Source organism: Pseudomonas sp. MWU12-2037 (assembly GCF_023242345.1).
In the GTDB taxonomy this organism is placed as follows: domain Bacteria; phylum Pseudomonadota; class Gammaproteobacteria; order Pseudomonadales; family Pseudomonadaceae; genus Aquipseudomonas; species Aquipseudomonas gingeri_D.
Map to the genome: position 1 here is coordinate 127,041 of NZ_JALLIZ010000001.1, position 12,738 is coordinate 139,778.

11 protein-coding genes and 1 pseudogene are annotated in these 12,738 nt (G+C 56.2%); all 12 read left to right on the forward strand.

Annotated elements, in window-relative coordinates; all coding sequences use genetic code 11:
* The first annotated feature begins 54 nt into the window (after positions 1–54).
* The 12 genes and pseudogenes from serC to M5B42_RS00660 all read left to right on the forward strand — a co-directional run bounded on the left by serC (position 55) and on the right by M5B42_RS00660 (position 12,716).
* The gene (serC, locus tag M5B42_RS00605; RefSeq protein ID WP_103495991.1) at positions 55–1,140 is read left to right on the forward strand and encodes a 3-phosphoserine/phosphohydroxythreonine transaminase; all 1,086 of its coding nucleotides are present in this window, start codon (positions 55–57) and stop codon (positions 1,138–1,140) included.
* Positions 1,140–2,234: a prephenate dehydratase gene (gene pheA / locus M5B42_RS00610; protein ID WP_017129662.1), complete on the forward strand. Its 1,095-nt coding sequence runs from the start codon at positions 1,140–1,142 to the stop codon at positions 2,232–2,234. The genes serC and pheA overlap by 1 nt, the downstream gene beginning before the upstream one ends.
* An 11-nt stretch (positions 2,235–2,245) precedes the next feature.
* Complete coding sequence (gene hisC / locus M5B42_RS00615) at positions 2,246–3,358, forward strand: histidinol-phosphate transaminase (protein WP_248744727.1); 1,113 nt, start codon at positions 2,246–2,248, stop codon at positions 3,356–3,358.
* Positions 3,351–4,301 (forward strand): annotated as a pseudogene (locus tag M5B42_RS00620) (prephenate dehydrogenase/arogenate dehydrogenase family protein); the annotation flags it as partial. The gene hisC and the pseudogene M5B42_RS00620, both read left to right, overlap by 8 nt.
* A gap of 5 nt (positions 4,302–4,306) precedes the next feature.
* Entirely contained in the window at positions 4,307–4,996 is a 690-nt protein-coding gene (cmk, locus tag M5B42_RS00625; protein ID WP_100939089.1) for a (d)CMP kinase, read from the forward strand.
* Between the two features lie 120 nt (positions 4,997–5,116).
* Positions 5,117–6,808 carry a 30S ribosomal protein S1 gene (gene rpsA / locus M5B42_RS00630; protein WP_100939090.1) on the forward strand — a complete coding sequence of 564 codons (1,692 nt, stop codon included), beginning with the start codon at positions 5,117–5,119 and terminating at the stop codon, positions 6,806–6,808.
* A 186-nt stretch (positions 6,809–6,994) separates the two neighbouring features.
* Positions 6,995–7,276, forward strand: coding sequence for a hypothetical protein (locus M5B42_RS00635; protein WP_152737272.1), 282 nt, complete (start codon positions 6,995–6,997; stop codon positions 7,274–7,276).
* A 122-nt stretch (positions 7,277–7,398) separates the two neighbouring features.
* The gene (ihfB, locus tag M5B42_RS00640; protein ID WP_019360462.1) at positions 7,399–7,689 is read left to right on the forward strand and encodes an integration host factor subunit beta; all 291 of its coding nucleotides are present in this window, start codon (positions 7,399–7,401) and stop codon (positions 7,687–7,689) included.
* A gap of 376 nt (positions 7,690–8,065) precedes the next feature.
* A complete protein-coding gene (locus M5B42_RS00645; protein WP_248744728.1) occupies positions 8,066–8,965 on the forward strand; it encodes a Wzz/FepE/Etk N-terminal domain-containing protein in 900 nt (299 codons plus the stop codon).
* Positions 8,966–9,489: 524 nt separating this feature from the next.
* Positions 9,490–10,620, forward strand: a complete 1,131-nt coding sequence (wecB, locus tag M5B42_RS00650; RefSeq protein WP_248744729.1) for a UDP-N-acetylglucosamine 2-epimerase (non-hydrolyzing) — start codon at positions 9,490–9,492, stop codon at positions 10,618–10,620.
* Between the two features lie 9 nt (positions 10,621–10,629).
* A complete protein-coding gene (gene wecC, locus M5B42_RS00655; RefSeq protein WP_248744730.1) occupies positions 10,630–11,898 on the forward strand; it encodes a UDP-N-acetyl-D-mannosamine dehydrogenase in 1,269 nt (422 codons plus the stop codon).
* Positions 11,895–12,716 carry a GDP-mannose 4,6-dehydratase gene (locus M5B42_RS00660; protein WP_248744731.1) on the forward strand — a complete coding sequence of 274 codons (822 nt, stop codon included), beginning with the start codon at positions 11,895–11,897 and terminating at the stop codon, positions 12,714–12,716. Before wecC ends, M5B42_RS00660 begins: the two co-directional genes overlap by 4 nt.
* Positions 12,717–12,738: the final 22 nt, after the last annotated feature.

A 12,738-nucleotide genomic window follows, 5' to 3' on the forward strand; every position in this document is an offset into this window, starting at 1 on the left:
GGTCTGGAGTAGGGCGCAGGCCGGTGTGTATTGAAAAGCATAGCGAGAGTGGATGTGAGCAAACGAGCCTATAACTTCTGCGCGGGTCCTGCTGCGCTGCCTGAAGCTGTCCTTTTGCGTGCCCAGTCCGAGCTGCTCGACTGGCACGGCAAGGGCCTGTCGGTCATGGAAATGAGCCATCGCAGCGATGAGTTCGTGTCCATCGCCACCAAGGCCGAGCAGGATCTGCGTGACCTGCTGGATATTCCCTCGAACTACAAGGTGCTGTTCCTGCAGGGCGGCGCCAGCCAGCAATTTGCCCAGGTCGCGCTGAACCTGCTGCCCGAAAGCGGCAAGGCCGACTACATCGAGACCGGTATCTGGTCGAAGAAAGCCATCGAGGAAGCTTCGCGTTTCGGCAACGTCAATGTCGCCGCCAGCGCCAAGCCCTATGACTATTTCGCCATTCCCGGCCAGAACGAGTGGAAGCTGTCGAAAGACGCGGCCTATGTTCACTATGTGTCGAACGAAACCATCGGCGGCCTGGAGTTCGACTGGATTCCGGAAACCGGTGATGTGCCGCTGGTCACCGACATGTCCTCGGACATCCTTTCGCGTCCGGTGGATATTTCCCGCTTCGGCATGATCTATGCCGGTGCGCAGAAGAACATCGGCCCGAGCGGCATCGTCGTCAATATTGTCCGTGAAGACCTGCTGGGTCGCGCCCGTTCGATCTGCCCGACCATGCTCGACTACAAGGTCGCGGCCGACAACGGCTCCATGTACAACACCCCGCCGACCCTGGCCTGGTACCTGTCGGGCCTGGTTTTCGAGTGGCTCAAGGAGCAGGGTGGCGTCGAAGCCATCGGCAAGCTCAATGAAATCAAGCAGCGCACGCTGTATGACTTCATCGACGCCAGCGGCCTGTACAGCAACCCGATCAACAAGACCAACCGCTCCTGGATGAACGTGCCGTTCCGCCTGGCCGACGATCGCCTGGACAAGCCGTTCCTGGCCGGCGCCGAAGAGCAGGGCCTGTTGAATCTCAAGGGCCACCGTTCGGTGGGTGGCATGCGCGCCTCCATTTACAACGCCGTCGACATCAACGCGGTGAACGCGCTGGTGGCGTACATGGCAGCGTTCGAGAAGGAACACGGCTAATGTCCGAGCAAGAACTCAAGGCACTGCGCCTGCGTATCGACAGCCTCGATGAGAAAGTTCTCGAACTGATCAGCGAGCGCGCACGCTGCGCCCAGGAAGTCGCGCGGGTAAAAATGGCCTCGCTGGCCGAGGGCGAAGTGCCGGTGTTCTATCGTCCGGAGCGTGAAGCCCAGGTGCTCAAGCGGGTCATGGAGCGCAACCAGGGACCGCTGGGCAACGAAGAAATGGCGCGGCTGTTCCGCGAGATCATGTCTTCCTGCCTGGCCCTGGAGCAGCCGCTGAAAGTGGCTTACCTGGGTCCTGAAGGTACCTTCACCCAGGCTGCGGCCATGAAGCATTTCGGCCATGCCGTGATCAGCAAGCCGATGGCGGCGATCGACGAAGTCTTCCGTGAAGTGGCGGCCGGCGCGGTGAATTTTGGTGTGGTGCCGGTGGAAAACTCCACCGAGGGTGCGGTCAACCACACCCTCGACAGTTTCCTCGAGCACGACATGGTGATTTGCGGTGAAGTCGAGCTGCGCATTCACCACCACCTGCTGGTGGGCGAAAACACCAAGACCGACAGCATCAGTCGCATCTACTCCCACGCCCAGTCCCTGGCCCAGTGCCGCAAGTGGCTGGACGCCCATTACCCGAACGTCGAGCGCGTGGCGGTTTCCAGCAACGCCGAAGCGGCGAAGCGGGTCAAGGGCGAGTGGAACTCGGCGGCGATTGCCGGCGACATGGCGGCCGGCCTGTATGGCTTGACCCGCCTGGCGGAGAAAATCGAGGACCGTCCGGACAACTCCACGCGGTTCCTGATGATCGGTAGCCAGGAAGTGCCGCCCACCGGCGACGACAAGACCTCGATCATTGTTTCCATGAGCAACAAGCCTGGCGCGCTCCACGAGCTGCTGGTGCCGTTCCACGACAACGGGATTGACCTGACGCGTATCGAGACCCGACCTTCGCGCAGTGGTAAATGGACGTATGTGTTCTTTATCGACTTCGTCGGCCATCACCGTGATCCGCTGGTCAAGGGTGTGCTGGAGAAGATCAGTCAGGAAGCCGTCGCCCTCAAGGTGCTGGGCTCCTACCCGAAAGCGGTTCTGTAAAGGCGTTGATCATGAGCGGTAACTTCCTCGCCCTGGCTCAGCCGGGCGTGCAACAACTGTCGCCTTACGTTCCGGGCAAGCCCGTGGATGAACTGGCCCGTGAGCTGGATATTGATCCGGCGCGGATCATCAAGCTGGCGAGTAACGAGAATCCCCTTGGGGCGAGTCCCAAGGCCCTGGCGGCGATTCACGATGCCCTGGCGGATTTGACCCGTTATCCGGACGGCAATGGTTTCGAGCTCAAGCAGCGTCTGTCCGAGCTGTGCCGGGTGCAGGCCAGCCAGGTGACCCTGGGCAATGGTTCCAACGATATTCTCGAACTGGTCGCCCGTGCCTATCTGGCGCCGGGGCTGAACGCGGTGTTCAGCGAACATGCCTTTGCGATCTACCCCATCGTGACCCAGGCGGTGAATGCCGAGGCCCGTGTGGCTCCGGCCAAGGACTTCGGGCATGACCTGGCGGCGATGCTCGCGGCCATCGACGAAAATACCCGTGTGGTGTTTGTCGCCAACCCGAACAACCCGACCGGTACCTGGTTCGGCCCGCGGGCGCTGGAGACGTTTCTCGCCGCTGTGCCACGGGATGTCCTGGTGGTCCTGGACGAGGCCTATATCGAATATGCCGAAGGTGTCGACCTGCCGGATGGCCTGAACTACCTGGCAAGCTATCCGAACCTGCTGGTTTCTCGAACTTTCTCCAAGGCCTACGGCCTGGCGGCCTTGCGTGTCGGTTATGCGCTGTCGTCGCCCGCCGTGGCGGATATCCTCAATCGCGTTCGCCAACCGTTCAATGTCAACAGCCTGGCGCTGGTCGCGGCCCGTGCGGCACTTGACGATGTCGAGTATGTCGCCGGTAGCCGAAGCTTGAACGAAGCCGGCATGCAGCAACTGGAAGAAGGTTTTCGCCAGTTGGGGCTGAGCTGGATTCCCTCGAAGGCCAATTTCATTGCTGTCGATGTCGGTCGTGAGGCTGGCCCGGTGTACCAGGGTCTGCTGCGTGAAGGGGTGATCGTGCGTCCGGTGGCCGGTTACGGCCTGCCGAAGCACCTGCGGGTCAGCATTGGCCTGGCCAGTGAGAACAGTCGTTTGCTGGAGGCGCTGGCCAAGGTCCTGGCCCGTGGTTGATGTCATGTCGATGCAATCTGTGAAGCCTATGATCGGCCGCCTTGTGGTGGTCGGCCTGGGTTTGATCGGCGGCTCCTTTGCCAAGGGGCTGCGGGAAAGCGGCCTGTGCCGGGAAGTGGTGGGTGTCGATCTCGACCCGCAATCCCGTGAGCTCGCGGTCGAGTTGGGCGTGGTCGATCGTTGTGAGGCTGATCTGGCGACGGCTTGCCAGGGCGCCGATGTGATTCAGCTGGCGGTGCCGATCCTGGCCATGGAGAAAATGCTCGGCTTGCTGGCGGGCATGGACCTGGGGCAGGCGATCCTCACGGATGTCGGCAGTGCCAAGGGCAATGTCGTGCGTGCCGCCGGTCGGGCCTTTGGCACCATGCCGCCGCGTTTTGTCCCGGGGCACCCGATTGCCGGGTCCGAACAGAGTGGCGTGCAGGCCTCCAACAGTGCGCTGTTCCGTCGGCACAAGGTGATCCTGACGCCGTTGGCCGAGACCGATCCGTCGGCGCTGGCGACGGTCGATGCGCTCTGGCGGGCCCTGGGGGCGGATGTCGAGCACATGCAGGTCGAGCGTCACGACGAAGTGCTGGCGGCGACCAGTCATTTACCGCACCTGCTGGCCTTCGGCCTGGTGGACTCGTTGGCCAAGCGCAACGAGAACCTGGAGATTTTTCGCTACGCCGCCGGTGGATTCCGCGATTTCACGCGGATTGCTGGCAGCGATCCGGTGATGTGGCACGATATCTTCCTGGCCAACCGGGACGCTGTGCTGCGTGCGCTGGACAGTTTTCGCGGTGACCTGGACGTCTTGCGCGATGCGGTCGATGCCGGGGATGGGCCTCAGTTGCTGGAGGTATTCCAGCGTGCGCAAGCGGCGCGCGAGCATTTCGGCAGAATCCTGGCCCGCCGGGCCCGCAAGGGCACCTTGAACGCCAATGATGATCACAAAGAGGCACGGTCGTGAATATTCAAGCTCCAGTTATCACCATTGACGGGCCGAGCGGTTCGGGCAAGGGCACGGTCGCCGGGATCCTGGCCAAGCGCCTGAACTGGTGCCTGCTGGATTCCGGCGCCCTCTATCGGTTGCTGGCATTCGCCGCGCGCAACCATGGGGTCGACCTGACCAACGAGGAACTGCTCAAGGCCCTGGCCGCTCATCTGGATGTACAGTTCGTCGGTGCGACCAGTGATCGTACGGCGCGGATCATCCTCGAGGGCGACGACGTCACCGAAGATATCCGCAACGAGCAGGTCGGCGCCTGGGCTTCCCAGGTCGCGGCGTTGCCGGCGGTGCGCGAGGCTTTGCTGCAACGCCAGCGGGCGTTCCAGGAGCCGCCAGGCCTGGTGGCCGATGGCCGGGACATGGGCACGGTGGTGTTTCCCGATGCGCCGCTGAAGATTTTTCTGACCGCCAGCTCCGAGGAGCGGGCTCGTCGCCGGTACTTGCAGTTGAAGGCCAAGGGCGATGATGTTAGTCTGTCGAGTCTGCTAGATGAGATACGTGCACGCGATGAGCGTGACACCCAGCGAGCGGTAGCCCCGCTCAAGCCGGCGGCTGACGCCATACAGCTGGATTCCACGGAATTGTCCATCGAGCAGGTGCTGGAACGCATCATGAGCGAGATCGCCATTCGCGATATCGCCGGGTGACCAAGAGGTGTGCAGGGGACCAGTCATAGTCCTGCGCGGCTTCTTTCATATGAACGTAACCCACACCGTCTGGGGTGTGGCAGATGGGCGTATTCTTCGCCCTTATCAACAGGAATTAAAATGAGCGAAAGCTTTGCGGAACTCTTTGAAGAGAGCTTGAAGACCCTTAATCTTCAGGCTGGTTCGATCATCACCGGTGTTATCGTTGATATCGATTACCAAGCTCGTTGGGTCACTGTCCACGCCGGTCTGAAGTCTGAAGCTCTGATCCCGCTGGAACAGTTCTACAACGATGCTGGCGAGCTGAACATCAACGTCGGTGACGAAGTTCACGTGGCGCTGGATTCGGTTGAAGACGGCTTTGGTGAAACCAAGCTGTCCCGTGAAAAAGCCAAGCGCGCTGAATGCTGGATCGTTCTGGAAGCAGCCTTCGCAGCCGAAGAAGTGGTCAAGGGCGTTATCAACGGTAAGGTTAAAGGCGGCTTCACTGTCGACGTTAACGGCATCCGTGCGTTCCTGCCAGGTTCTCTGGTTGACGTCCGTCCAGTGCGCGACACCACGCACCTGGAAGGCAAAGAGCTCGAGTTCAAGGTCATCAAGCTCGACCAGAAACGCAACAACGTTGTTGTTTCCCGTCGCAGCGTCCTGGAAGCCGAGAACTCCGCCGAGCGTGAAGCTCTGCTGGAATCCTTGCAGGAAGGTCAGCAAGTCAAGGGTATCGTCAAGAACCTCACCGATTACGGCGCATTCGTCGATCTGGGTGGCGTCGATGGCCTGCTGCACATCACCGACATGGCTTGGAAGCGCATCAAGCACCCATCGGAAATCGTCAACGTTGGCGACGAGATCGATGTCAAGGTTCTGAAGTACGATCGCGAACGCAATCGTGTTTCCCTGGGCCTCAAGCAACTGGGCGAAGATCCATGGGTTGCTATCAAAGCCCGTTACCCAGAAAGCACTCGCGTCACCGCTCGTGTTACCAACTTGACCGACTACGGCTGCTTCGCTGAGCTGGAAGAAGGCGTTGAAGGCCTGGTACACGTTTCCGAAATGGACTGGACCAACAAGAACATCCACCCTTCGAAAGTCGTACAAGTCGGCGACGAAGTGGAAGTCATGGTTCTGGACATCGACGAAGAGCGTCGTCGTATCTCCCTCGGCATCAAGCAGTGCAAATCTAACCCATGGGAAGATTTCTCTGGCCAGTTCAACAAGGGCGATAAAATCTCCGGCACCATCAAGTCGATCACCGATTTCGGTATCTTCATTGGTCTGGACGGTGGCATCGACGGTCTGGTTCACCTGTCCGACATCTCCTGGAACGAAGTGGGCGAAGAAGCCGTTCGTCGTTTCAAGAAGGGCGACGAGCTGGACACCGTTATCCTGTCGGTTGACCCAGAGCGCGAGCGCATCTCCCTGGGTATCAAGCAACTGGAAAGCGACCCGTTCTCCGAGTACGTCTCGGTTAACGACAAAGGCGCCATCGTTAAAGGCATCGTGAAAGAAGTTGACGCCAAAGGCGCCATCATCGTTCTGGCCGACGATATCGAAGCGACTCTGAAAGCCTCCGAAATCAGCCGTGACCGCGTTGAAGACGCGCGCAACGTTCTGAAAGAAGGCGAAGAAGTAGAAGCCAAGATCATCAGCGTTGACCGCAAGAGCCGCGTGATCCAGCTGTCGATCAAGTCGAAAGACGTTGAAGACGAAAAAGAAGCCATCCAGAGCCTGCGCGACAAGCCAGCTGCTTCGGATGCTCCAGTCGACACCACTCTCGGTGCTCTGCTGCGTGCTCAGATGGAAAAACAGAACTAAGTTCTGTCGGACCATAGAAAAAGGGCGACTTCGGTCGCCCTTTTTTGTGCCCACGATTTGACGTTCAAAATCTGAAACGAATTCAGGGTGGCGACGGTCTTATTTATCAGTGTAAAAACGTTTGTCGTCAGGATCGTAGATTTGTGCTTCGTGAGCGGTTCGGGGAGCGCGTCAGTAAGGAAAGGAATGAGCAAGCTAATGGTTGTCCTCGCGTTGCTGTTACTTGCGGGGTGCGTCACCCAGGCGACGACTCACGTCAGGCGGGGCGTGAGCGGTGTCGAGATCGACTGTTCGGGACTTGGGTCGGACTGGGACAAGTGTTACACGCGGGCTGCCCTTGAGTGCAAGGCTCAGGGCTATAAGGTCGTCACCCGGTCCAGCGATGCAAAGGATGAAGGGGATGGCTATCTTTTCGGCTGGAATCCGGCCGGCGCCGTCACTCGCACCATGCTGGTGATTTGTAATTAGACGATCCTGTTCCTTGTTTCTTCTGCATGCAGATAAGTCAATAGATGGGCTGTTCAAAACCTTCCGCTCATGCTAAAACCTTCGAAGTGCTTTCCTAGCTGCTTGAAAAAGAAGGGAAAAATATGACGAAGTCGGAGCTGATCGAACGAATTGTCACCCATCAGGGGCTGCTTTCATCCAAGGATGTGGAGCTGGCCATCAAGACCATGCTTGAGCAAATGTCCCAATGCCTGGCAACCGGCGACCGCATCGAGATCCGCGGGTTTGGGAGTTTTTCGCTGCATTACCGCGCTCCGCGGGTTGGACGAAATCCAAAGACCGGGCAGTCGGTAAGCCTGGATGGGAAGTTCGTACCGCATTTCAAGCCGGGGAAAGAGTTGAGGGATCGGGTGAATGAGGAGGAAGAGGATTGATTGGATGAATTGGCGGTAACGCCATTTCCGGCTTGCCAGTTGCCCTATGGGGCGGTTTTCCGGGAAGGAACGCTGGGGTGAAGCCAAGCTCATGCCCCCAGAGGGATGTCCTGTGGTTATAGTTGTATAATTATATTCTTGTCGGACTTTTGATCCGCGTTGCCATGAAGATACTTTATTCTGGTGACTCATCAGCAGGAGAAGCCTAAATGGATGGTGCGTGAAATGGCATCCTGGGTAATGCCTTGCTAGATCTTCCGGATAGTTGCTCAAGAAATCTGAAGGTAAGAATATTCGGAAAAAATGTCATGTATGGAATCGGTCGAGAGAATTTTTATATTGAAAAAGTGCGGATAGTACGGATAGGGCGTTAGGAATGGTTGATGTTTTAGGTAGTAATGGAGTTGAGGCTCCACGGGCGCTGGGTTTGATCGATTTTTTTCGGCTTTTTTGGCAGCAAAGGTTCTTGCTGCTTTTTGTTATGTTGGTCAGTGGCGGGGCTGGAGCAGGTTATGCTTTTTGGGCGGTGCCAGTCTATGAATTTAACGTTGTTTTGGGCCCCCCTGCGGCAAGTGAAGTGTCAGCGCTGAATTATGGTCGTGGTAAAGACTTTGGCTTGGGATACCTGACGACCAGAGAAGTTTATGCTGTGTTCGCCCGTGAACTGAAGTCGTTGGATGTGCGACATGACTTTTATACAAAGATCTATCTACCTTCGCTACCTGTTGAGGTTCGCGGTTCGGAGGAGGCTTCCTACGCCCGTTTTGCCAAGAAGCTTGTCATTGCCGAGATGCCACTCAAGATCTATCCAGATGAAAATTTCGATAAGCGTTTTCCGCTCAATAGCTATCTGGTTGTCATGCGTGACAGTAATGCCGAGCAGGTTAAACAATGGCTCCAGGCGTTTGTCAAATTTGCAAGTGATGCGGCAGTGGCTGAGGTTGTCGAGCAGGTAAATCGTGATGCGATGGTGCTGGCGCGCAGCTATGACCATCAGATCGAGGTAGAGCGTAGCGCTGCGAATGATGGGGCCTCTGCCTCGAGGATTCGGGCCTGGGAAGTTAAGCGCAACTATTTTCGTGATCTGAAGGTTGGTGCTGAAGGGGTGGGGGTCTATCGATCAGATGGTTTTTTACAGGTTGAAAATATAGCGCCCGGTAAAAAAATCATCGTCTACTTCTTTTTGAGCGCTTTGCTCGGCGGGGCTTTTGCCGGATTGATGATCGCAGGGAAATTTTTCTTCGACGTATTGCGATGGCGGCAGGGAAAATTCTAGCCATTGATCCTGAGAAGGACGGTGTAGAGAGGAAGGGGGCGCGATGCTCCCTTTTGTTTTTTTGAGACAGTCTCCGCTGCCGGTGATGGCTGCTGTGGCTGTCGGGATAGGAGCTATTAGTCGTATAATGGGCGGTCAGTAGAGCAGTGTCCGCGACAGAAGTGCACGTAGGGTGATTTTTGGCCCGATGCATCCGGCCTTGATGCGAATAGGAAAGGCAGTTTTGAAAGGGGGGGGGTGATAGCTTGATGCCGTAATTTGTTGTTTTTTTGAGAATGGTTGTTATTGGTGTTTATGGTTTTTTGCATCTGTCAAGACTTGCCTTGACTGGTTTTGGATGTGAGGGAGTGCTGAGATCGCTGTCAGCAGTCGCCGCACCTGGCCTATTTCCTCGGTAGTGCGCTCGTAACGGGTCAGCACCCGAGGAGTTTGGAGTGCTGCGATGATCTGAGATTCGGGCGCAGCTGCCGATTTTTCAAGACTGAACTGTTCAATATTATGAATATGACGGCATTGGTAATCGAATGACTTTAAAGGTTTTGAGTGTGTTTGGCACACGTCCTGAAGCTATCAAAATGGCACCATTGGCGCTGCTTCTTGCCGCGGATGAGCGTTTTAATGCGAAGATCTGCGTTACGGGACAACACCGTCAAATGTTGGATCAGGTGTTGGAGCTATTCGAACTCGAGCCAGATTTTGATTTGAATATCATGAGACCTGCTCAAACGCTCACAGATGTTACCACGGCGATTCTTCAGGGCATGAAAGACATATTTGTCGACTATCGGCCTGACGTTATTCTTGTGCACGGTGACACTGCGACCACCTTCGCAACTACCCTGGCGGCCTACTATCACCAGATTCCAGTGGCTCACGTCGAGGCTGGACTGCGTACCGGTAATCTCTATTCTCCCTGGCCCGAGGAGGCGAATCGAAAGTTGACGGGGGCATTGGCAGCCGTTCACTTCGCCCCGACCGAGCGCTCGCAGCAAAACCTGCTTCAAGAGGGCGTGGATGCGGCATCCATTCATGTCACGGGCAACACGGTAATTGATGCGTTACTCGAAGTCGTAAAAAAACTGGAATCCAGCGAGGCGTTGCAGGCTCAGTTCGCCGAACAGTTTGGTTTTTTGTCAAAAGACCGCCGCCTGGTATTGGTGACCGGCCATCGCCGTGAAAGCTTTGGTGACGGTTTTGAGCGGATATGTCACGCCCTGGTTTCCATTGCCAAGGAGTTTGATGATGTTGAAATTGTCTATCCGGTACACTTGAACCCTAATGTGCGTGAGCCGGTCAATCGACTGCTGGGTGGCGTTAAAAATATCCATCTGATCGAACCTTTGGATTATTTGCCGTTTGTGTACCTGATGAATCGCTCCCACCTGATTCTGACAGACTCGGGAGGTGTGCAAGAGGAGGCGCCGTCCCTGGGCAAGCCCGTGCTGGTGATGCGGGACACTACGGAGCGGCCGGAGGCTGTCGAGGCGGGTACAGTCAGGCTCGTGGGGACTTCTGAAGATGCAATCATCAGTAACCTGCAGGCGCTTCTTCGAAGCTACGCAGCCTACGAAAAAATGAGTGTTGCCCATAACCCTTATGGCGATGGCAAAGCTTGCATGCGTATTGTAGCTGTCCTGGCAACGCTTCAGAAATAAGGTTCATTCATGAATTTTTCAACCATTTCAGTTATTGGTTTAGGTTATATCGGCCTGCCAACAGCCGCTGTTTTTGCGGCGCGAAAGATAAAAGTGCTCGGTGTCGACGTCAACCAGGCGGCGGTCGATACGATCAATCGCGGTCAGATCCATATCGTCGAACCGGATCTGGATATGGTCGTCCATGCCGCGGTTACTGAAGGTTTTCTTCGGGCCAGTACCCAGCCCGAGCCGGCCGACGCTTTTCTGATCGCGGTGCCTACGCCGTTCAAGGAAAACCATGCGCCAGACCTGAGTTATATCGAGTCGGCGAGTAAGTCGATTGCTCCCGTTCTGAAAAAGGGTGACCTGGTTATTCTCGAGTCCACATCGCCAGTCGGTGCGACTGAGCAGATGGCTGCCTGGTTGGCTGAAGCGCGTCCGGACTTGAGCTTTCCCCATACATGTGGCGAAGCGTCGGATATCAGAATCGCTCATTGTCCAGAGCGTGTTCTGCCAGGGCACGTATTGCGTGAGTTGGTCCAGAATGATCGCGTTATCGGCGGGATGACACCGAAATGTTCGGCGCTTGCGACCAGCCTGTACAAGATTTTTGTCCTGGGTGAATGTATTGTGACCAACGCGCGAACAGCTGAAATGTGTAAGCTGACAGAAAATAGTTTTCGTGATGTCAATATTGCCTTTGCCAATGAACTTTCAATGATCTGCGATTCGTTTGATGTCGATGTCTGGGAGTTGATAAAACTCGCCAACCGTCATCCGCGAGTCAATATTCTTCAACCGGGCCCGGGCGTCGGTGGGCACTGTATCGCCGTTGACCCTTGGTTTATTGTCAGTCAGGCCGAAGGGCAGGCGCGGCTGATTCGCACCGCTCGCGAAGTCAATGATTCCAAGCCTGATTGGGTCATGGAGAAGGTCGACAGGGCTATCGCCGAGCATCTGTCAGGCAATCCAGGGAAGCTTGAAAAAGACGTCGTTATCGCCTGTTTCGGCCTGGCCTTCAAGCCCGACATCGATGACCTCCGCGAGAGTCCGGCGCTCGAGATCGCAAAGGATATTTCGAAGCGTCATTCCGGCAAGGTGCTTGTCGTTGAGCCGAATATCGAAGGTTTGCCTGAGGCGCTGAAAGCGACAACGGAAATTACCAGCATCGAGGAAGCGATTGCTCGAGCGGATGTTTTGTTATTGTTGGTTGATCATAAAGAGTTCAAGGCTGTTCCCGCCGCCACATTGCAGGGTCGTAAGATAGTCGATACCCGTGGAATCTGGCTGCCATGAAAGTTCTTCCTGTCATCATGTCCGGAGGGGCTGGCACCCGTCTTTGGCCCTTGAGCAGGACCCTGTACCCCAAGCAGTTTCTGGCAATGTCAGGCAGAGAAACCCTCTTTCAGCAAGCGGCTTCCCATTTGTCCGAGCTGGGGGCCTGGGTTGCGGTTTGGCGCTCGCAGGATAAGGACGCGCAGGAAAGCGCCATACGCGGTGATGTCATTATCGATTCCAGCGTTAATACGCTGATTGTTGCTAGTAGTGCGAATATCTATGGCAACTCGCTGTCCTCACCGATTGCCGAAAGCGCAAGCCCGCAGCCGATGAATCACTACGCGCTCAGTAAGCTGGCGATGGAGGCGCTGGTTCAGAAATGGTTCAGTCGTATTTCAATAGTGGTTGTCAGGCCATTCAACTACACGGGGCCTGGTCAGTCCGAGTCTTTTGTTTTTTCAAAAATCGTGGGCGCTTTTGCGAGAAGCGAACCGGAATTGAGGCTGGGAAATATCGATGTTTCCCGGGATCTTTCCGATGTGCGTTTAGTGGTTGAGGCGTATGCCAGGTTATTGCTTTGCGATGCTCGCAGCGAGTTTTTTAATATCTGCTCTGGGCGCAGTATTTCCTTGGAAAACGTGATCGATGAGAAGGCACTGATCGCAGGCTACATGCCAAAAGTTTCCGTTGATCCTGCGTTTGTCAGGCAGGACGAGGTCAAGAGCCTCTATGGGGATCCTTCAAGGCTCTTTTCTGCTGTCGGTGATATTTCCATACCTGGTTTGCGCGAGACATTACTGTCTATGTACGAGCATAAGGTTACCGTCAAAGCTTAACGGCCAGTTTCAGGTTGGTGCA